Genomic DNA, 20,675 nt, shown 5'->3' on the forward strand with positions numbered 1-20,675 from the left:
GTCGCGCTCCTGCTCAGCCGCGCTGCGCGGCGACGACCACCACTTCGACGAGGCATGCCGGATTCGCGAGCTTCGCCTCGACGGTCGCGCGCGGCGGCGTCGCGCCCGGTGCGACCCACGCGTCCCACACTTCGTTCATGCCCGGGAAGTTCGCCATGTCGGAGATGAAGATCTGCACCGACAGCAGATGCGACTTGTCGCTGTTCGCCTCGCCGAGCAGGCGATCGATGTGGCCGAGCACTTCGCGCGTCTGGCCCTTGATGTCCTGCGCCGTGTCCTCGGCGATCTGGCCCGCGAGGTAGACGGTGCCGCCGTGGATCGCGATTTCGGAAAGACGGGGGCCGACGTGGTGACGAGTAACTGCCATGAGAATTCCCGGTGAATGGTTGATCGGTGGACGGCGCCGCGAGCCCTCGGGCAGGCCTCGCCGAACCGCATATTATGACGCGTGCGGCGCATCGCCGACGAAAAATTGGCGAGCGATCGCGATCTGCCCGGCGCTCACGAACGCGGGCGCATGGCCCGCTTCGGCGATCTCGACGCTCGACACCGCGCGGCCGCGCGCCTTCATCGCTTCGACCGTGTCGCGCGAAAGCAGGTCCGACTGCGCGCCGCGCACGACAAGAAGCGGCCCCGCGAACTGCTCGAACGCATGCCAGAGCCAGGCCTCGCCCTGAGCGTTCGCGTCGGGCGTCGCGGCCTTGAACGGCTCGCCGATGCGCGGATCGTAGCGCGCGCGCCACGAGCCGTCCGCGCTCTGCACGAGGAGCGGCCGGTTCAGCGCGCGCCACTCGTCGGGCGTGAGCGGGCCGAACGGCAGCGATAGCGATTTCAGATAATCGACTCCCTCCTCTTCGGTCGCGAAGCGCTTGTCGAGACCGACATACTCGCCGATCCGCCCGAGCGCGGCAGGCTCGATGTGCGGGCCGACGTCGTTGACGATCATCTTGCCGAGCGGCGTGCCCGGCAGGCCGCCGAGCGCGACGCCGATCAGCCCGCCCATCGACGTGCCGAACCAGTCGACGCGCTCGACGTCGAGGCGCGCAATCAGCGTCACCATGTCGGCGACGTACTGCGGCAGGCCGTAGAGCTTCGGCTCCGCGAGCCAGTCTGAGCGGCCTCGGCCGACCACGTCGGGGCAGACGACGCGATAGACGTCGGACAGCGCCGCCGCGAGCCGATCGAAGTCGCGCCCCGAGCGCGTAAGGCCGTGTACGCAGACGAGCACGCGCGGATTCTCGGGATCGCCCCATTCGGTGTATGCGACGTGATGCAGGCCCACCGGGCTCGCGCATTGCACGCGGCGTTCACGCGGGGAGACGGAAGTGGCAAGGTTCGATGACATCGGCGCTCCTGACGAACGGTCGGCATGGTCGAATGCTCGGCGCCCCAGTGGCGACGGGCGCCGAACAGATGAACCGATTGTAAACCGCTTCGTTGCAGACGGCCGATCGGCCGAACGGACAGTCGCGCGACGTGCGGCGATCCGCGCGCCGCACTGAAACCGAGACGATCCATCGATCCATTTCGTCAATCGCATTTCCGGAAAACCGGATGCGCTTTTCCCATCGCGCGCCGCCGCGCCGCTGTTCGACGAATGAATGCGCCGTGCGCGCCCGCCAATGGCCGAGGCAATATGCCGCGCCCGCCCGCGTCTGCTCCCGACGCGCGATTCGCGAGCCCGTCGCTCGCGCCCGCCTGCCATTCATCCTCGAAAGCGCCGCCGCGGAATCAACATCGCCGATTGGATTTCCTACGCTCGGCTCAACTCAACAAAAACGAATCTCCGATTCGCGCATTGTCAATCGTTGGAGCCGGCTGCCGCGCCGACGCCCTGTCTCGTGCCTCCTGCTCGACCGGCGAAAGGAAATGCACGATGCCCACGCAGATTTTGATCGTCGGCGACGGGCTCGGCGGCACGACGCTCGCCAACCATTCGCGCCGAAACCGCTCGACGAAGTCGCCCGCGACGACGCGCGGATCACGCTGCCGTCCGATTCGCCTGGCCACTACGACAAGCCGGCCTTCATGTACGTCGCGTTCGGCGCGTTCTTCCGCAACGCGCTGACACGCGCCGAGCGCTCGCTGCCGCGGCCCGAGATCGCGTTCGCCGTCGGTCGCGCGACGCATTTCGACTTCGCCGCGCAGCACGTGCGCACGACGAGCGACAAACGCTACGGCCATGACCACCTCGTGATCGCGACGGGTTGCGTGCCGTCGCCCGAGTGCATCGAAGGTCTCGCCGAAGCGAGCAACCATTTCTACCAGCATGAGCCCGAGCGGCAGCTCGCCAAGCGGATCGCGTCGATCAAGCGCGGCGTCGTGTTCGTCACCGTCACGTTTCCGAAGGCGCGCAACGTCCCGCACCAGTGCCGAATCGTGCCGATCAAGACCACGCTGATGTTCGACGACTGGCTGCGCCGCCGCGATGTGCGCAAGGTCGGAATCGTCCACACGTATCCGACCGCGTCGCAATTGCTGCGCGATTGCCTGCTCCTGCAAAAGCCGACCTGCGACGCGCGGCCCGCGATCTTCGAGGCGCGGCATCCGCCATCAGCGCGGCGTCACGCTCGCGCGCATCGGTCCGGCGCGCGGGATCGCATATTCGGAGGAAGGTGCCGAGCAGCCGTTCGACATCCTGAAGACGCCGCCGGTACGCGCGGCCGACGCCGTGCGCGAAAGCGGCGTATCGGAGACCGCCGACGGCGAGGGATCGCTGCCGACCGACCACGAGACGCTGCGCGTGCGCGGAGCGGAGAACGTCTACGCGATCGGCGACACCGTCGATTTGTCCGTCGGCAAGGCGGGCGGCGCGTGCCGCGGCAACTAGCAACTAGCAACTAGCAACTAGCAACTAGCAACTAGCAACTAGCAACTAGCAACTAGCAACTAGCAACTAGCAACTAGCAACGCGGACGGCCGACTGCGTCGCGAGTTCACTCCCCCGACGCGCCTGCTGCCGCGCGGCGCCGCGACACCGCGCAGCGATCTCCGCAAGACGCCCTGCGCCGCATCTGGGCACGCATCGCCCGATACGCGATCGAACGCGCGCCGGTGCCGGTCGGAGCAAAAACCTACAATCAGCCCTATCCCCACTTGGCGAACTACGCTGAGCAGGGATCGGGCCGACCATCTCATGACGCCCCACGTCTTCCCGAAGCGCGGCATTTTCATCGCATCGTTCGCACTGTTGTGCTGCGAAAGCGCCGCCGCGCGACGGCCCAACTCACGCAAGCGCGCGCCCGCGCCGATGCCGCGCCGTCAGCCGACCGCGCTCACGTCGAGCGGCGCGCCCGTCTTCGCCTTGATCTCGTCGACGCTCACGCCGTCGGCGAGTTCGAGCACCCTGAGCCCGTCCGGCGTCACTTCGATCACGCCGAGATCCGTGATGATCAGGTCGACGACGCCCACGCCCGTCAGCGGCAGCGTGCATGCTTCGAGGATCTTGTGCTGGTCACCCTTCGCGACGTGCTCCATCAGCACGACGACGCGCTTCACGCCCGCGACGAGATCCATCGCGCCGCCCATCCCCTTGATCATCTTGCCCGGGATCATCCAGTTCGCGAGGTCGCCGTTCTTGCTGACCTGCATCGCGCCGAGGATCGCGAGATTGATGTGGCCGCCGCGAATCATCGCGAACGAATCGGCGGACGAGAAGATCGACGAGCCGGGCAGCGTCGTCACAGTCTGCTTGCCGGCGTTGATGAGATCCGCGTCGACTTCGTCCTCGGTCGGCGACGGGCCGATCCCGAGCAGGCCGTTCTCCGATTGCAGCCACACCTCGACGCCCGCCGGCACGTGGTTCGCGACGAGCGTCGGCAGCCCGATGCCGAGGTTCACGTAGAAGCCGTCCTGCAATTCCTTCGCCGCGCGCGCGGCCATCTGATCACGATTCCAAGCCATCTCAGTCTCCTTTCGCGCGCACGACGCGTTGTTCGATGCGTTTTTCCGGCGTCGCGTTGAGCACGAGCCGCTGCACGAAAATGCCGGGCGTGTGGATCGCGTCGGGATCGAGCTCGCCGTTCTCGACGATCTCCTCCACCTCGGCAACCGTGATCCGGCCCGCCATCGCGCACATCGGATTGAAATTGCGCGCGGTGCGACGGTAGATCAGGTTGCCGGACTTGTCGGCCTTCCACGCCTTCACGAGCGCGACGTCGGCCGTGAGCGACGGCTCGAGCACGTAATGCTTGCCGTCGAACTCGCGCGTCTCCTTGCCTTCGGCGATCACGGTGCCGTAGCCCGTTTGCGTGAAGAACGCCGGAATGCCCGCGCCGCCCGCGCGCAGCTTCTCGGCGAGCGTGCCTTGCGGCGTGAACTCGAGCTCGAGCTCGCCGGACAGGTACTGGCGCTCGAACTCCTTGTTCTCGCCGACGTACGACGAGATCATCTTCTTGATTTGCCGGGTTTCGAGCAGAAGGCCGAGGCCGAAGCCGTCGACGCCCGCGTTGTTGCTGATGCAGGTGATGTCCTTCACGCCCGAATCGCGCAGCGCGGCGATGAGCGCTTCCGGAATGCCGCACAGGCCGAAGCCGCCGACCGCGAAGGTCTGGCCGTCATGGACCACGCCCTCGAGCGCGGCAGCCGCGCTTGGGTAGACTTTGTTCATCTGTATGTCCCTTCCTCTATGGAAACCAGCTCGACAGCCCGCGCGGCTCGCGCGCGCGACGGGCCCGTCGCACCATTCTAAGCACGCGCGGCCAATGCTGCCGCGACGCCGCTCCTTCTTCTGCTTTCTTCTGCCGTCCGTTCGCGGCATGGGCCGCGACATGTGTGAAAGGGTACGATGCGCGCCGGATGCGGCACAATACGCAAAAATACATAAGCGTTCGCCGCCGCTTGCGCGGCGCCCGATCACAGCCCGTCAGCGTCCATGCCCTCCATCGATTACAAGACCGCCTTCCATCTCGCGCCGATCGGCCTCGTGCTGTCGCACGACCGCGTCATCGAAGATTGCAACGACGAGCTCGCCGCGATCTTCCGCTGCGCGCGCATCGATCTGATCGGCCGGTCGTTCGAGGTGCTCTATCCGTCGTCCGACGAATTCGAGCGGATCGGCGAGCGCATCTCGCCCGTGATGATCGCGCACGGCAGCTACGCGGACGATCGCATCATGAAGCGCGCGACGGGCGAATTGTTCTGGTGCCACGTGACGGGCCGCGCGCTCGATCGCACGGCGCCGCTCGCGGCGGGCGTATGGACGTTCGAGGACCTGAGCGCGACGCGCCGCGTCGCGGTCGAGCTGACGCCGCGCGAGCGCGAGATCGCCGCGCAGCTCGTGACCGGCAAGACAAGCAAGCAGATCGGCCGCGTGCTCGACATCAGCTCTCGCACGGTCGACATCTACCGCGCGCGGCTGATGCGCAAATACGGAACGGGGAACACGCCCGAGCTGGTGCAGCGCCTGCTCGGGCAGTGACGGCCCGCGCGCCCCGCCGGGGCAGACGGCCGAGCACATGCACGCGAACGCATCCTGCCGTTGCGCGCCGAGGCAATCGGGAACGGCAATAAGCCGAGCGTCAGCCCCCGAACAGAACCGAGTCATTACCATCCAAAACTCAACAATTCCATTTCCCGATACCGATTAGATCGAATTTCCGCCCTACACTTTTTTCAGAAATTTATTTAACCTTGAGCAACACGATCCAAGTGGGTTACGCAATCTTCAACATCGGATGAAAAACAATACATCCCTATCCTTCACGCAATAAATATTTTGAGATAGCAAGAAAGTCGACCTTTTGGCAGGGCGTTTTCGCACCGTCCTGACCGAATCGGATGATCGATCGATCCTGTGCGGAAACAATTTCGACCGACACACGAGCGCGACGATTTCATGCCGTCGGCGTGCCGCGCCGGGCATCGCGGGCAGCGGAACGCAACGCGGCCCGGCGGCCCCGGAACGGGCTCGCGTCACCTGGTAGCACGCTGCGCCGGATTCTCGCATCGATCGAACAAACCCAATCCCGAATCAACTACGCCAATCCCAAAGGCCAGGTGAATTAATGATTATCTCGAGAGCAAGAGATTTATTTTTCATTTTCATGATTAACGTAATCGGATGCCAGGCGGCATTTTCTCAAACCAATACGCCGGTAACGGGAATCGATCTCGGCGGAGAAATTCTCGACATTATCAATCAGAATCCCAATAATCCTGCACAGGCAATCAATAACTATATGGCGGGCGTCGCCGCGATGAACGTGCGCTGGCTGCGCATTCACCTCAATTGGTCGGAAATCCAGCCGGCGTCGACATGGATCTTTACCAGCGATCCCAATCCCGGCGTCAGCAGCGGCCTGACCTGGGGCGCGACGGACATCGTCGTTCGGGCCGCCAGAAATTACGGAATGCGAATTCTCGGCGTGATCACGTTGACGCCGCGCTGGGCGGTCGGCTCGCAATGTCCGAGCAACTACCGCCTGTCGAGTAACGGCGCCTATGCGCTGTGCGCGCCGAATCCCACGTCGTACACCAACTTCGCGCGCGCGGCCGCCAAACACTACAGCAGCGACAGCTACGGCGGGAAAATCGACGCGTGGGAAATCTGGAACGAGCCGAATTGCGGGCCCAACTTCATCCCGCACGATCCGGTCCTCTATACCCAGCTCCTGAAGAGCGCGTATTCGGCGATCAAGCAAGCCAATCCGTCGGCGTCCGTCTATGCGGGCGGCAGCTCGGGATGCCTCACGTCGCCGAACAACGGCACGGGCGCGCTTCCGTCGAGCGGCGTGGCGGGCCTCGTGAATTCGGCGGATTCCCGCTACCCCGCGCCGACGCAATGGGAGCCCCGCGACTGGCTTGCCGTGATGTACGCGAACGGCGCGAAGGGATATTTCGACGGGCTCGCGCACCATCCGCACTGCCACAGCGACGATTGGCAATCGCCCCCCGATCAGTGCCCGAGCACGACCGTCAACTCCGTCTATCCGGATTACTCGAATCCGTTCAACATCATGTGGCACACGTTCTCGTCGCCCTCCTACGGCTGGCCGTCCCCTACCGGCAAGACGTTCGCCAGTTACACGGGGACGAGCCTGCGCGACCTGATGAACGCGAACGGCGACGGGGCCAAGCCCATCGTGATCACGGAATTCGGGGTCGCAACGACTGCGTCGGATGGCGCCGCCAATTTCACGGGCCAGCTGGGCGGCAGCGCACAGCAGTACACGAACGCCGATTTTCAGACGCTGGCGCCCTCGTACCTGACGCAAGCGAACCAGGCGCGCGAGTACCGGGCGCTAATGGCATGGATCGCCAACCAGCCTTACGGCCGGTTTGGCCCGGTTTACGCGTATTGCTACTCGGACATGACGCTGGCGTCGCCATACAGCGCGAACATCTACGAGCCGTATTTCGGCCTGGTGACGATCACCGGTTCGACGGGATCGAGCGGAACGGCCGGCGCGCCCAAGATCGCGGGCACGTATCAGGCCGTGTCTGGGCAGTACTATCCGGCCTGGCCCAACTTCGGCGCCGCCGCCGCGGCGGCGGCCAATCAGACCCCGGGCTACGCGCCGGTCGGCCCGGGCTGGTGACGCATCGGGAAAGCGGGCGATCCGACGGAAAGCCGCGCGCGGCACCGCGTGCCGCAGCCGCCGCGCTTCGTGGGCGCGGGAACGTCCCGCCGCTTCGCCTCGAAATCAGCTCGGCCGCCGCGCCCCCGAACGCGTGACCGCCGGGGCACGCGCGATTTGCAGCGCTCGAGGCAGCAAGAGAAACGGCGCGCCGGCGTGCGGCGCGACGAGGCCACGGCGTACGCCGGCGCGCCGCCGCGCTTACGCGATCTTCGTCTGCAGCGCGCTTTCGATCGTGTTGCGCAGCATATCCGGCAGCGGCACCGACTTGCCGAGCGCGTAGTCGACCCACACGCAACGCGCGGCGCCGCGCGCGTACACGTGCTCGGGGCCGTCCGAGCGGGTCAGTTCGAACGCGGTGTCGAAGCTGCTGCGGCCGGGCTTGGCCGCCGACAGGCGCGCGATCACGTCGCCCGGATAATGCAGTTGCCTGAGAAACTCCATCGACGCATTGACGACGACGGGCCCCTGCCCCTCGCCGTTGCCGCCCGCGATGCCGAGCTTGCCGAACCACGTGACGCGCGCCTCCTCCATGTAGCGGAAGTAGACCGTGTTGTTCACGTGGCCGAACGCGTCCATGTCGCCCCAGCGGATCGGCATCGACATTTCGAAAACAGGGGTGTAATCGCTCATCGCACTCTTCTTTTCTGCAAGGTGAAACCGTTCGGCGCGGCCGCTCACGCGAGGCCGAGGCCATCGTCGGCCGACACGATCGAGCCGTTGATGAACTGCGACTCGTCGGCGGCGAGGAGGAGCAACAGCCCGTCGAGATCCTGCGGCTTGCCGACCCGGCGGCGCGGCAGCATCGCCTGCAGCTTCTGCCCCTGCTCGGTTTCCCACAGATAGTGATTGATCTCGGTGTCGATGTAGCCCGGGCAGATCGCGTTCACGTTGATCCCGTGGCGGCCCCATTCGAGCGCCATCGCACGCGTCATGTGGACGACGGCCGCCTTGCTCATCGCATACAGGCCGATCTGCGAGAACGGCCGCAGCCCCGCGACCGACGCGATGTTGATGATCCGGCACGCCGGCTTCGCGCTGCCGCTGCCCGCGCGCATCATCATCCGCTTCGCGACTTCCTGCGCGACGAAGAACGCGCCGCGCGTGTTCGTATCGAATACATACTCGAAATCGGCCGGCGTCACGTCGACGAGCTTTTGCATCGTCGACACGCCCGAATTGTTGACCAGAATGTCGATCGTGCCCGCTTCCGTTTCAGCGTGCGCGACGGCCGCCTTGATGCTTTGATAATCGGTGACGTCGAGCGACACCACGTGCGCGGCGCCGCCCGCCGCCTCGATCTCCGCGCGCAGCTCCTTCAGGCGCTCGACGCGCCGGCTCGCGAGCACGACCTTCGCGCCCGCCTGCGACAGCACCTGCGCGAAGCGCTGCCCGAGACCGCTCGACGCGCCCGTGATGAACGCAACCTTGCCTTCCAGATTGATCGAACGGCCCATGCCGACTCCTCTTCGTTCCGATGACATCATGCCGCACCAGTATGCGACGTTCTCGTGCACGACCCAACCCATAAAATAGAACGATCGTGCTAATCTAGGATTCCGCTGTTGCGGCAAGCGTTTTATTTCGCCGACAATACGGTCCCGAATAAAAGCATTCTAATGGTTAGAGGAGCGTTCATGACCCCCGCAAGCCTCATCGAGCAATACGGCCCGCGCGAATCGATGGAATACGACGTCGTGATCGTCGGCGGCGGCCCCGCAGGCCTGTCGGCGGCCATCCGGCTCAAGCAGCTCGCCGCCGAGAAAGGCACGGAGATCGGCGTCTGCGTGCTCGAAAAGGGCTCCGAGATCGGCGCGCACATCCTGTCGGGCGCCGTGATGGACCCGCGCGCGATCACTGAACTGTTCCCCGACTGGAAGGAAAAAGGCGCGCCGCTCACCGTCGACGTCACCGAAGACCGCTTCCTGTTCCTGACCGAGAAGAGCGCGTTCCAGGTGCCGAACTGGGCGCTTCCGGACAACTTCAAGAACCACGGCAATTACGTGATCAGCCTCGGCAACGTCACGCGCTGGCTCGGGACAATGGCCGAGGGGCTCGGCGTCGAGATCTTCCCGGGCTTTCCGGCCGCCGAGATCCTCTACAACGGCGACGGCTCGGTCAAGGGCGTCGCCACCGGCAACATGGGCGTCGGCAAGGATGGCGAGCCGACCGAGAATTTCCAGCTCGGCATGGAGCTGCACGCGAAGTACACGCTCTTCTGCGAAGGCGCGCGCGGCCACCTCGGCCGTCAACTGATGGACAAGTTCAAGCTGAACGCGAACAGCGATCCGCAGGCGTACGGCATCGGCATCAAGGAGCTGTGGGAGATCGATCCCGTCAAGCACAAGCCGGGCCTCGTGATCCACACGGCCGGCTGGCCGTTGTCGTCGGACACGTACGGCGGCTCGTTCCTGTATCACATGGACAACAACCAGGTCGTCGTCGGCTTCGTCATCGGGCTCGCGTACTCGAACCCGTATCTGTCGCCGTTCGAGGAGTTCCAGCGCTACAAGACGCATCCGTCGATCCGGCCGTTCCTCGAAGGCGGCAAGCGCGTGTCGTACGGCGCGCGCGCGATCACGGCGGGCGGCCTGACGTCGCTGCCGAAGACGGTGTTCCCGGGCGGCGCGCTCGTCGGCGACGACGCGGGCTTTTTGAACGCGTCGAGAATCAAGGGCAGCCACGCGGCGATCAAGACCGGCATGCTCGCCGCCGAAGCCGCGTTCGACGCGGTGCAGGCGGGCCGCCAGGCCGACGAGCTGACCGCGTACCCGGACGCGTTCAAGACGTCGTGGCTGTACACGGAGCTCTACCGCGCGCGCAATTTCAAGCAGTGGATGAGCAAGGGCCTGTATCTGGGCACGCTGATGGTCGGCGTCGAGCAGAAGCTGATGAACGGCAACGTGCCGTGGACGCTGCATCACCAGCACGGCGACCACGAGATGCTGAAGCCCGCGTCGCAGTGCCAGCCGATCGACTATCCGAAGCCGGACGGCAAGCTGACGTTCGATCGCCTGTCGTCGGTGTTCATCTCGAACACGAATCACGAGGAGAACCAGCCGGCTCACCTGACGCTGAAGGACGCGAGCGTGCCGGTGAGCGTCAATCTGCGCACGTATGCGGGGCCGGAAGCGCGCTTCTGCCCGGCCGCCGTCTACGAGTTCGTGAAGAACGACGACGGCAGCGACCGCCTCGTGATCAATGCGCAGAACTGCGTGCACTGCAAGACCTGCGACATCAAGGACCCGACGCAGAACATCGTGTGGGTCACGCCGGAAGGCGGCGGCGGGCCGAACTATCCGAACATGTGAGCGCGCGCCCGCGCGTCGCGCGGGCGAGTCGGTCGCATCGCGCGGCGAATGCGGCAAAGCGAAACGGGCGCCTCGGCGCCCGTTGTCGTTCTATCGTTTCGTGGTCGCTGCCCGCGGCGCACCGGCACGCGCCCGATAGCGGCGCGAAACGCGCCGCTATCGGGCGATGATCACTTCGCTTCCGGCGCGCTCGCGGCGATCCTCGGCGTCGCGGTCGACACGTCGCCGCACTGCGCGCGATGGCGCAGCGCGTGATCGATCAGCACGAGCGCGAGCATCGATTCGGCGATCGGCGTCGCGCGAATTCCGACGCACGGATCGTGGCGGCCGAACGTCTCGACGACGGCGGGCTCGCCCGCCTTCGTGATCGAGCGGCGCGGCGTGCGGATGCTCGACGTCGGCTTGATCGCGATCGACACCGTGATGTCCTGCCCCGTCGAGATGCCGCCGAGCACGCCGCCCGCGTGATTGCCGACGAAGCCGTCCGGCGTCAGCTCGTCGCCGTGCACGGAGCCGCGCTGCGCGACGCTCGCGAAGCCCGCGCCGATCTCGACGCCCTTCACCGCGTTGATTCCCATCATCGCGTGCGCGATGTCCGCGTCGAGGCGGTCGAAGAGCGGCTCGCCCCAGCCGGCCGGCACGCCCGACGCGACGACGTCGATCCGCGCGCCGATCGAATCGCCGTCCTTGCGCAGCGCGTCCATGTAGCCTTCGAGCTGCGGGACGATGTCGGCGTTCGGCGCGAAGAACGGATTCTCGCGCACGTGCGACCAGTCGACGAACGGGATCTCGATCTCGCCGAGCGCGCTCATGTAGCCGCGCACCTCGACGCCGAAGCGCTCGCGCAGCCACTTCTTCGCGATCGCGCCCGCGCCGACGACGGGCGCCGTCAGCCGCGCCGACGACCGGCCGCCGCCGCGATAGTCTCGCACGCCGTACTTCTGCCAGTACGTGTAGTCGGCATGGCCCGGGCGGAACGTGTCGGCGATGTTGCCGTAGTCCTTGCTGCGCTGGTCGGTGTTGCGGATCAGGAGCGCGATCGGCGCGCCCGTCGTCACGCCCTCGAACACGCCGGACAGGATCTCGACCTGGTCGGGCTCCTGGCGCTGCGTGACGTGGCGCGACGTGCCGGGCTTGCGGCGGTCGAGCTCGAGCTGGACGTCGGCTTCCGTGAGCGCCATGCCCGGCGGGCAGCCATCGATCACGCAGCCGATCGCGGGGCCGTGCGACTCGCCGAAGGTCGTGACAGTGAAAAGCGTGCCGAGGGTGTTGCCGGACATAGGACCGTCCAAGAAAAAGTCAGTCGAGGAAACCGATATTATGCCAGCCCGTTTTGAGCGGTGCGGCGATATGGCGCGTGATCGGGCGATGTCGTGCGATATGGCGCGACGCCGTGCGGTGGGCGGCGCATGCCGGGGGCGGCGGCCGGTGCCGTCGCGATCCGCTTCGACGCGAACGGCGGGAAAGCGGCGTGCGGGACAATCGGCGAGCGCGAGCCACGCCGACGGACCGCCGATGGGCGAGCGGGCTGCGCGACCCGCGCTTGAAGTCACGATCGGCGCGCGCCGCCCCGCGTCGAGCGCCGCCCGACGCAGACGGCCTCACCCGCTGGCGGCCGTCCAGCTCGCCCGACTCGCCCCACCCGCCCCGCTCGCGCCACCTACTTCCGCGCGCCGCGCAGCTCCGTCACGGCGGCCTGCAGCGCCTCCGGCGTCGCCGCCACGGCCGGGATCGGCTCGCCGACCGCGAGCGTGAGACGGCTCGTCACCCCGCGCTTCACCGGCCGCGGCCAGCGCGCATCCTCGTGCCGCGAGAACACGCTGCCCCACAGCCCGCGCAGCGCCATCGGCACGACGGGCACGCTCGCGCGCGTCAGGATTTCGGTGACGCCGTGGTGGAACCCGTTGACGTCGCCCGTCTTCGTCAGCTTGCCTTCCGGGAACACGCAGACGAGCTCCCCTTCGCGCAGCGCGGCCTCGCACGCGTCGTACGCGCGCGCGAGCATCTCGGGGTCTTCGTGGCGCGGCGCGATCGGGATCGCCTTCGCATGGCGGAACGCCCAGTTCGCGAAACGCGCGTTGAAGATCCGGTGGTCCATCACGAAGCGAATCGGCCGCGGGCTCGCCGCCGCGAGCACGAGCGCGTCGACGTAGCTCACGTGATTGCAGACGAGGAGCGCCGCGCCTTCGTCGGGAATCCGCTCCGCGTGCACGAGGCGAATCCGGTAGAACGTGTGCACGAGCGCCCACGCGACGAAGCGCAGCAGGAACTCCGGCACGAGCGAATAGATGTACGACGCGACGACGACGTTCAGCAGCGCGGTCACGAGGAAGATCCCCGGAATGCTGACGCCCGCCTTCGTGAGCAGCATCGCCATCAGCGCCGACACGATCATGAAGAGCGCGTTCAGGATGTTGTTCGCGGCGATGATCCGCGCGCGGTGCGTCGGCGCGCTGCGGCTCTGGATCAGCGCGTAGAGCGGCACGCTGTAGAAGCCGCCGAACATCGCGAGCAGGAACAGGTCGGCGAGTATCCGCCAGTGCGCCGCGTGGCCGAGAAACTCGCCCACGGCAAGCAGATGCGTCTGCGCCGGAAGCGCGTGGCTCGCGAAGTACAGCTCGATCGCGAACGCGCTGATGCCGAGCGAGCCGAGCGGCACGAGCCCGATCTCGACGCGCCGCCGCGACAGCCGCTCGCACAGCAGCGAGCCGAGGCCGATGCCGAACGAGAACGTCGCGAGCAGCACGGTGACGACGTCCGGATTCGCCGACAGCACGTCCTTCGCGAAGCCGAAAAACGACGTGAGGAACGTCGCGCCGACGAACCACAGCCACGAAATGCCGAGCAGGCTCAGGAACACCGTCCGGTTCTCGCGCGCGAGCTTCAGGTTGCGCCATGTCTCCGAGAACGGGTTCCAGTTGATCGCGAGATTCGGCTGCGGCGCGGGCGTCGCCGGCACGCCCGCCGCCGCGACGCGCCCGACGAGCGCGATGCCGACGCAGCAGACGGCGAGCAGCAGCTCGCCGCGTCCCGAAATGCCCGCCGCCGCGCCGCCGATGATCGTGCCGATCAGGATCGCGACGAACGTGCCCATCTCGACGAGCCCGTTGCCGCCGACGAGCTCGTGATCGTTCAGATGCTGCGGCAGGTACGAATACTTGACGGGCCCGAAGAGCGTCGAGTGCATGCCCATCATGAACGTGCACAGATACAGCAGCGGCGCGCCGTGCGTGACGAAACCCGCCGCGCCGATGGTCATCAGCACGATCTCGAAGCTCTTCACGAAGCGCGTGAGGCGCGCCTTGTCGTACTTGTCGGCGAGCTGCCCCGCCGTCGCCGAGAACAGCACGAACGGCAGAATGAAGATCGCCGAGATCAGGAACGCGGCCGTCTTCGGATCGACGCCGCTGAATTTCGCCGCCTGGTAGGTGACGAGCGACGTGAAGCCGATCTTGAAAACGTTGTCGTTCAGCGCGCCCATGAACTGCGTCGCGAAGAACGGCGCGAAGCGGCGCTCGCGCAACAGGTCGAACTGCGACGGATGGGCGTGGCGCTTCTCGCGCCGCGCGGTCGAAGTGAGGGAAGGATCGCTCATGCGTGAGGGCGCCCGCGCGTCGCGTCGGCACGATCGCACACGCAGGCGAAAGAAGAAATGACGAAGATCGCCGGGACGGCCGCCCGGCGGCCTGCACGCGCGGCCGCGCGCGGCCTTTAGCTCGCGAGCGGCTTGCGCTCTTCGCTGTCGGGTTCCGGCCAGTCGCGGATATACGCCTTCAGCATCCGGTTCTCGAAGCTCTGCGCCTCGACGACCGTCTTCGCGACGTCGTAGAACGAGATCACGCCCATCAGCACCTTCTTGTCGAGCACCGGCATGTAGCGCGCGTGCCGCTCGAGCATCATCCGGCGCACTTCGTCGATGTCGGTTTCCGGCGTGCACGTGAGCGGCTCGTCCATCACGGTGCGCACGAGCACCTCGCCGATGCTGCCGCCGTTCGCCTTCAGGCGCAGGATGATCTCGCGGAACGTCAGAATCCCGACGAGATCGCCGTACTCCATCACGACGAGCGAGCCGATGTCGTGTTCCGCCATCGTGTCGACCGCATTACGCAGCGGCATGTCGGGCGTCACGGTAAACAGCGTATTGCCCTTGACTTTCAGAATATCGCTGACGCGCATCGTTGTCCCCTGTTGCAACTCGTGCATAATCGGCTTTCGATCCTAACGGAAAGCCCCGCAAAAGGAAAGCGCGCGGCGGCGGGCGCCCGCCCCCGTTGCGGCGGGCGGCGCCCCGCCGCACAATGGAAGCGATGACGCGCCGCGCGGCCGCCGCCGGCGCTCGAGGAGACTGTCATGGCACATTCCGCGCACACCGAGCATTTCTCCAGTTTCGCCGAGTTTTATCCGTTCTATCTCGACGAGCACCGCAACCTGGTGTCGCGGCGGCTGCACTTCATCGGCTCGCTCGGCGTGATCGGCTGCGTCGCGATGGCGCTCGCCACGGGCCTCTGGTGGTGGCTGCCCGCCGCCGTCGTCTGCGGCTACGGATTCGCGTGGATCGGGCACTTCTTCTTCGAAAAGAACCGCCCCGCGACGTTCCGGCACCCGATCTACAGCTTCATGGGCGACTGGGTGATGTTCAAGGACATCTGCACCGGCAAGATTTCGATCTGACCCGCTCGGACGGATTGCCGGCGAACCGGGCCGGAACCGCAATCGCGCGACGCGCGACCAACGCCTGCGCGGGCCCGCGCATCGCATCCATACGCCGCCCGCTCGGGCTTCCCGGCGGCGCCTTCTCGTCAACGTGACACCGTGATGACACGGGCTCGTCGGCTCGTCGGCTTGCTTCGTCGGCTTCGTTCTCGCGTCAGGCAGTGCGCGGCGGCAGCGCCGACGTCGGCCGCCCCGCGTCCTGCGCGCCGCGCGGCGCGCCCGCCTTGCGGCGCGCGATCAGCTCCGCGAGCGACAGCTCGAGCTTCTCGCTCGCGAACGCGTCGAGCAGCGCCCCGCAGTCCACCTCGGTCTTGCCGCGCTGCGCCTGGTAGACGAGCTCCGTCCGGTCGATCACGAGCACGTCGAACAGATTCGCGATCGTCAGGCGCTCCGGGTTCGCGAGCATCACGTAGCGCGGCGCGGCGTCGCCGCCGCTTTGCAGCCGTGCGACCCATTCGCGCTCCTCGAGCGTCGACAGGAGCCGCTGCGCGGTCTCCATGTCGCAGCGCGCCATCAGCGCGAGCCGCGCGGCCGTGTAGCCCGGCTTGCCCGCGTCCTGCGCCTCGGCGAGCCGCGCGAGCAGCTCGAGCGAGTCGAGCAGATCGCTGCCCGGATAGTGAATCCTGTGGAACTGCCCGACCCGGATCGCCGGCAGCGCCGATGCGATCATCGCGCCCGCGAGCGTGACGAACCAGCTCAGGTACATCCACAGCAGGAACATCGGCACGGTCGCGAACGCGCCGTACACCGCCGTATAGGTGGGAATGCGCCGCACGTAATACCCGAAGCCGCGCTTCGCGAGCTCGAACGCGATCGCCGCGCACACGCCGCCCACCGCCGCGTCGCGCCAGGCGACCGTGCAGTTCGGCAGATACACGTAGAGCAGCGTGAACGCGAGCACCGTGAGCGGCAGCGACGCGGCCGTCAGCAGCCATTCGAAGATCGGCGGCGTGCTCGTCGACCCGGCGAACGCGAGCGATTTCGTGAACAGATACGACGAAATCGACAGGCTCACGCCGAACAGCAGCGGCCCGAGCGTGATGAGCGCCCAGTACGCGAGCACGCGCTGCGCGAACGGCCGCGGCTTGCGCACGCGCCAGATCAGGTTGAACGCGGATTCGACCGTCATCATCGTCATCACCGCGGTGAAGACGAGCACGATGAGGCCCGCCGTCGTCAGCCCCTTCGCCTTCGACGCGAACTGGTTCAGGTACTTGAATATCTGGCTGTTGAACTGCGCGGGCATCAGGTGATCGGCGAGGAAGCCCTGCAGCGAATTCTGGAACGACGCGAACATCGGGAACGCGGTGAACAGCGCGAAGGCGACCGTCACGAGCGGCACGAGCGCGAGCATCGTCGTGAACGTGAGGCTGCCCGCGACCTGCGGGATGCGGTCCTCCGCGCTGCGCTTCGCGGCGAAGCGCGCGAGGCGCTTGATGGTGTCGAGATCGACGCTCAACTTCGGCAACGGCTTTCTCCTTTTGCTGCGCATGTCGCGCGCCGCGCGACAGGTCGAGCCGCGACGCTTCGCGGCGGCTTCAGCCCCTATAATAGCCGCTCACTCAAGAGGCCTATGAAAGACATCCTCGTGCTCTATTACAGCCGCCACGGCGCGACGCGCGAACTCGCGCTCGCGATCGCGGCGGGCATCGACAGCGTGCCCGGCATGCAGGCGCGCATCCGCACGGTGCCGGCCGTGTCGACCGTCTGCGAGGCGACGCAGCCCGACATCCCCGACGACGGCCCGCCGTACGCGGAGCCGCGCGACCTCGACGAATGCGCGGGCGTCGCGCTCGGCTCGCCCACCCGCTTCGGCAACATGGCCGCGCCGCTCAAGTATTTTCTCGACGGCACGACGCCGCAATGGCTGTCGGGCGCGCTCGCGGGCAAGCCGGCGTGCGTGTTCACGTCGACGGGCAGCCTGCACGGCGGCCAGGAATCGACGCTGCTGTCGATGATGCTGCCGCTGCTGCACCACGGCATGCTGATCGTCGGAATTCCTTACACCGAAACCGCGTTGTCCGTCACGCAGACGGGCGGCACGCCTTACGGCGCGTCGCACTTCGCGCGCGTCGCCGACGCGGCGCACGAGCGCATTTCCGCCGACGAGAAGGCGCTCGCGCACGCGCTCGGCGCGCGGCTCGCGCGCACCGCGTCGCGCCTCGCGGCCGCGTCCGAATGAGCGCGCCCGCCTGCCCGAAGCCGCTCGCCGCACGCGCGGCCGCGCTTGGCCTCGTCGCGCTAATCGCGCTTTGCGTTGCGTGGGAAGCCTGGCTCGCGCCGCTGCGGCCGGGCGGCTCCGCGCTGATCCTGAAGGCCGTGCCGCTCGCGCTGGCACTGCCCGGCGTGTGGCGGCGCAGCGTCTACACGCTGCAGTGGGCGTCGATGCTGATTTTGATTTATCTTGCAGAAGGCATCGTGCGCGGCATGACGGACGGCGGGCTGTCCGCGCGACTCGGCTGGCTCGAGGCCGCGCTCGCGCTCGGCGTCTTCGGCGCCGCGCTCGCCTACGTCGCGCCGTTCAAGCGCGCCGCGAAGCAAGCGGCGAAGCAAGCGGCAAAGCAAACGGCGAAGCGCGCGCAAGACCGTCCGCCCGCGTCCGGCCGCCCCCGCTCCTGATTTTTTCGATTGCCTGACCTCCGAACGAACGCCATGACCTCCTCCCCCGCTTTCGTCGACGCGTGCCGCCAAGCGATCGGCGCCGCCCACGTGCTGACCGATCCCCACGACACGGCCCCGTTTGTGACCGACTGGCGCCGCCGCTATCAGGGCGCCGCCTGCGCGGTGCTCAGGCCCGCGAACACCGAAGAGGTCGCGGCGCTCGTGAAGCTCGCGCTCGAATATCGCGTCGCGCTCGTGCCGCAAGGCGGCAACACGGGCCTCGCGGGCGGCGCGACGCCCGACGCGAGCGGCGCGCAGGCGGTGCTGAGCCTCGCGCGCCTGAACCGCGTGCGCGCGCTCGATGCGCACAACAACACGATCACCGTCGAAGCGGGCGTGATCCTCGCCGACGTGCAGGCGCGCGCGCAGGAAGCGGACCGGCTTTTCGCGCTCAGCCTCGCCGCCGAAGGCAGCTGCACGATCGGCGGCAATCTCGCGACGAACGCGGGCGGCACCGCGGTGCTGCGTTACGGCAACGCACGCGAGCTGTGCCTCGGCCTCGAGGTCGTCACGCCGCAAGGCGAGATCTGGGACGGCCTGCGCGGGCTGCGCAAGGACAACACCGGCTACGATCTGCGCGATCTCTTCATCGGCGCCGAGGGCACGCTCGGCATCATCACGGCCGCGGTGATGAAGCTGCACCCGCGCCCCGCCGCGAAGGTGACGGCGCTCGCCGCGCTCGAATCGCCGCACGCGGCGCTCGATTTCCTGTCGCTCGCGCAGCGCGCGGCCGGCCCGCTGCTGACGGGCTTCGAGCTGATGTCGGATTTTTGCATGAAGCTCGTCGGCAAGCACTATCCGCAGTTGCGCTACCCGTTCGACGCGGCGCATCCGCAGACCGTGCTGCTCGAATTGTCCGACAACGAAAGCGAGGCCCACGCGCGCGCGCTCTTCGAGACGATGATGGAACAGGCGTTCGAGGCGGGGCTCGTCGTCGACGCGGTCGTCGCCGAGAATCTCGCGCAGTCGCGCGCGCTCTGGGATCTGCGCGAACACATCCCGCTCGCGCAGGCGGACGAAGGGCTCAACATCAAGCACGACATCGCGGTGCCGATCTCCTCGATCGCGCGCTTCATCGACGAGACCGACGCGGCGATCCAAGCCGCCGCGCCCGGCGCGCGGATGGTGACGTTCGGCCACCTCGGCGACGGCAACCTGCACTACAACGTGCAGATGCCCGAAGGCGGCGATCCGAAGGCGTTCCTCGCGGCGCACCAGGCGCCCATCAACCGGATCGTCTACGACAACGTCCACAAGCACCGCGGCACGATCAGCGCCGAGCACGGCATCGGGCAATTGAAGATCGACGACGCGCAGCGCTACAAGTCCGCCGTCGAGATCGGCCTCATGCGCGCGCTGAAGGCGGCGCTCGATCCGCTCGGCCTGATGAACCCCGGCAAGGTGCTGCACTGACGCCGCAACCCGCGACACGAAGGAGCCGTCCGTGAAGATTCGCGTGCTGTCCGATCTGCATCTCGAATGCAACGAGCCTGACGCGATCCCGTACGCGCGCGCGGATCTCGTCGTGCTCGCGGGCGACATTCACAATCATGCGGAAGGCTTGCGCTGGGCGGCGCAGACGTTCGATCCCGACGTGCCCGTCGTCTACGTGCCCGGCAATCACGAGTATTACGACGGCGAGTTCGGCGCGCTCGAAGCGGCGATGCGCGACGCCGCCGCGACGCTCGACCACGTCCACTACCTGAACAACGCCGCGTATGTCGATCCGGCCGGACGCTTTCGCGTGCTCGGCACGACGCTCTGGACCGATTTCGAGCTGTTCGGCGGCGACGAGGCTGCGCTCGCGCAGTCGATCGCCGAGTGCGCGCGCGTGATGCTCGATTTCAAGGGCTTGATTCAGGTGGATTGGCCGGGCGACGCCGGCGCGGGCGCGGGCGAAGCGGCCGATGCAGCCGCCGACGGAGCCGCCGATATCGCCGATGCAACGGCGCAGGCGGGACACGCCGCCGCCTCGCGCGCGCCCGCGGGGCAGGCGCCCGACTCGGCGGCGGCGCCGAGCCCGCGCGATTTCGCGCCGCGCGACGCCCTCGCGCTGCATCGCACCGCCCGTGCGTGGCTCGAGCGCGAGCTCGCGAAGCCGTGGGCGGGCCGAACGATCGTCGTCACGCACCACGCGCCGCACCGCGCGAGCCTCGCCGCGCGCTACGCCGACGATCTCGCGTCGGCCGGCTTCATCAGCGATTTGAGCGCGCTCGTGCGGCCGCCCGTCTCGCTATGGATTCACGGGCACACGCACACGTCGTTCGACTACACGACGGCCGAAGGCACGCGCGTCGTCTGCAATCCGCACGGCTACATTCGCCGGCGCACCGGCGAGCGCGAAAATCCGTCGTTCGAATGGGGCAAGATCGTCACGCTCGCGTGACGCGAGCGCGAGACGAAGAAGCAGAAG

The 20,675-nt window shown here is 67.2% G+C and carries 17 protein-coding genes and 2 pseudogenes; 9 read left to right on the top strand and 10 right to left on the bottom strand.

Features of this window, described 5'->3' with window-relative positions; genetic code table 11:
* Positions 1-13: 13 nt before the first annotated feature.
* Both WT60_RS11780 and WT60_RS11785 read right to left on the bottom strand, forming a co-directional pair.
* Complete coding sequence (locus tag WT60_RS11780; protein ID WP_038751240.1) at positions 14-367, bottom strand: RidA family protein; 354 nt, start codon at positions 365-367, stop codon at positions 14-16.
* Positions 368-439: 72 nt separating this feature from the next.
* Positions 440-1,709 (bottom strand): annotated as a pseudogene (locus tag WT60_RS11785) (alpha/beta hydrolase).
* A gap of 167 nt (positions 1,710-1,876) precedes the next feature.
* On the opposite strand from WT60_RS11785, the pseudogene WT60_RS11790 reads away from it, so the two are divergent.
* Positions 1,877-2,818 (top strand): annotated as a pseudogene (locus WT60_RS11790) (FAD/NAD(P)-binding oxidoreductase); the annotation flags it as partial.
* Positions 2,819-3,261: 443 nt separating this feature from the next.
* Here WT60_RS11790 and WT60_RS11795 read toward each other — a convergent pair.
* Positions 3,262-3,903, bottom strand: coding sequence for a CoA transferase subunit B (locus WT60_RS11795; RefSeq protein WP_038751243.1), 642 nt, complete (start codon positions 3,901-3,903; stop codon positions 3,262-3,264).
* Between the two features lies 1 nt (position 3,904).
* On the bottom strand, positions 3,905-4,609 hold the full coding sequence (locus WT60_RS11800) for a CoA transferase subunit A (protein ID WP_038751245.1): 705 nt from the start codon (positions 4,607-4,609) through the stop codon (positions 3,905-3,907).
* Between the two features lie 264 nt (positions 4,610-4,873).
* Between WT60_RS11800 and WT60_RS11810 the strand changes: the two genes are divergently transcribed.
* Together WT60_RS11810 and WT60_RS11815 are read left to right on the top strand one after the other, a co-directional pair.
* On the top strand, positions 4,874-5,419 hold the full coding sequence (locus tag WT60_RS11810) for a LuxR C-terminal-related transcriptional regulator (protein ID WP_038751247.1): 546 nt from the start codon (positions 4,874-4,876) through the stop codon (positions 5,417-5,419).
* Between the two features lie 586 nt (positions 5,420-6,005).
* On the top strand, positions 6,006-7,538 hold the full coding sequence (locus WT60_RS11815; RefSeq protein ID WP_059583130.1) for a cellulase family glycosylhydrolase: 1,533 nt from the start codon (positions 6,006-6,008) through the stop codon (positions 7,536-7,538).
* A gap of 240 nt (positions 7,539-7,778) precedes the next feature.
* On the opposite strand, the gene WT60_RS11820 is transcribed toward WT60_RS11815, so the two are convergent.
* Positions 7,779-8,210 carry an acyl-CoA thioesterase gene (locus WT60_RS11820; RefSeq protein WP_038751251.1) on the bottom strand — a complete coding sequence of 144 codons (432 nt, stop codon included), beginning with the start codon at positions 8,208-8,210 and terminating at the stop codon, positions 7,779-7,781.
* A 44-nt stretch (positions 8,211-8,254) separates the two neighbouring features.
* Complete coding sequence (locus tag WT60_RS11825) at positions 8,255-9,034, bottom strand: SDR family oxidoreductase (RefSeq protein ID WP_038751253.1); 780 nt, start codon at positions 9,032-9,034, stop codon at positions 8,255-8,257.
* Positions 9,035-9,214: 180 nt separating this feature from the next.
* Here WT60_RS11825 and WT60_RS11830 point away from each other — a divergent pair, with 180 nt between their 5' ends.
* Entirely contained in the window at positions 9,215-10,888 is a 1,674-nt protein-coding gene (locus WT60_RS11830) for an electron transfer flavoprotein-ubiquinone oxidoreductase (protein ID WP_060355984.1), read from the top strand.
* A 170-nt stretch (positions 10,889-11,058) separates the two neighbouring features.
* Here WT60_RS11830 and aroC read toward each other — a convergent pair whose 3' ends face one another.
* The 3 genes from aroC to WT60_RS11845 form a co-directional block, all read right to left on the bottom strand.
* On the bottom strand, positions 11,059-12,168 hold the full coding sequence (gene aroC / locus WT60_RS11835; RefSeq protein ID WP_059670359.1) for a chorismate synthase: 1,110 nt from the start codon (positions 12,166-12,168) through the stop codon (positions 11,059-11,061).
* 380 nt (positions 12,169-12,548) lie between these two features.
* Complete coding sequence (locus tag WT60_RS11840) at positions 12,549-14,483, bottom strand: MFS transporter (RefSeq protein WP_059645713.1); 1,935 nt, start codon at positions 14,481-14,483, stop codon at positions 12,549-12,551.
* Between the two features lie 116 nt (positions 14,484-14,599).
* Positions 14,600-15,064, bottom strand: a complete 465-nt coding sequence (locus WT60_RS11845) for a CBS domain-containing protein (RefSeq protein WP_038751422.1) — start codon at positions 15,062-15,064, stop codon at positions 14,600-14,602.
* Positions 15,065-15,238: 174 nt separating this feature from the next.
* Between WT60_RS11845 and WT60_RS11850 the strand changes: the two genes are divergently transcribed.
* Positions 15,239-15,559: an Mpo1-like protein gene (locus tag WT60_RS11850; RefSeq protein ID WP_038751261.1), complete on the top strand. Its 321-nt coding sequence runs from the start codon at positions 15,239-15,241 to the stop codon at positions 15,557-15,559.
* 196 nt (positions 15,560-15,755) lie between these two features.
* On the opposite strand, the gene WT60_RS11855 is transcribed toward WT60_RS11850, so the two are convergent.
* A complete protein-coding gene (locus WT60_RS11855) occupies positions 15,756-17,069 on the bottom strand; it encodes a YihY family inner membrane protein (RefSeq protein ID WP_059645710.1) in 1,314 nt (437 codons plus the stop codon).
* Between the two features lie 105 nt (positions 17,070-17,174).
* Here WT60_RS11855 and wrbA point away from each other — a divergent pair, with 105 nt between their 5' ends.
* The 4 genes from wrbA to WT60_RS11875 are packed head-to-tail and all read left to right on the top strand — an operon-like array spanning position 17,175 to position 20,648.
* Entirely contained in the window at positions 17,175-17,783 is a 609-nt protein-coding gene (gene wrbA / locus WT60_RS11860; protein WP_038751265.1) for an NAD(P)H:quinone oxidoreductase, read from the top strand.
* Complete coding sequence (locus tag WT60_RS11865) at positions 17,780-18,220, top strand: DUF2069 domain-containing protein (RefSeq protein ID WP_038751267.1); 441 nt, start codon at positions 17,780-17,782, stop codon at positions 18,218-18,220. Before wrbA ends, WT60_RS11865 begins: the two co-directional genes overlap by 4 nt.
* A 33-nt stretch (positions 18,221-18,253) precedes the next feature.
* Positions 18,254-19,675, top strand: a complete 1,422-nt coding sequence (locus WT60_RS11870) for an FAD-binding oxidoreductase (protein WP_038751269.1) — start codon at positions 18,254-18,256, stop codon at positions 19,673-19,675.
* Positions 19,676-19,706: 31 nt separating this feature from the next.
* A complete protein-coding gene (locus tag WT60_RS11875; protein WP_060355983.1) occupies positions 19,707-20,648 on the top strand; it encodes a metallophosphoesterase in 942 nt (313 codons plus the stop codon).
* Positions 20,649-20,675: the final 27 nt, after the last annotated feature.

This window comes from Burkholderia sp. MSMB617WGS (assembly GCF_001532025.2).
In the GTDB taxonomy this organism is placed as follows: Bacteria; Pseudomonadota; Gammaproteobacteria; order Burkholderiales; family Burkholderiaceae; genus Burkholderia; species Burkholderia savannae.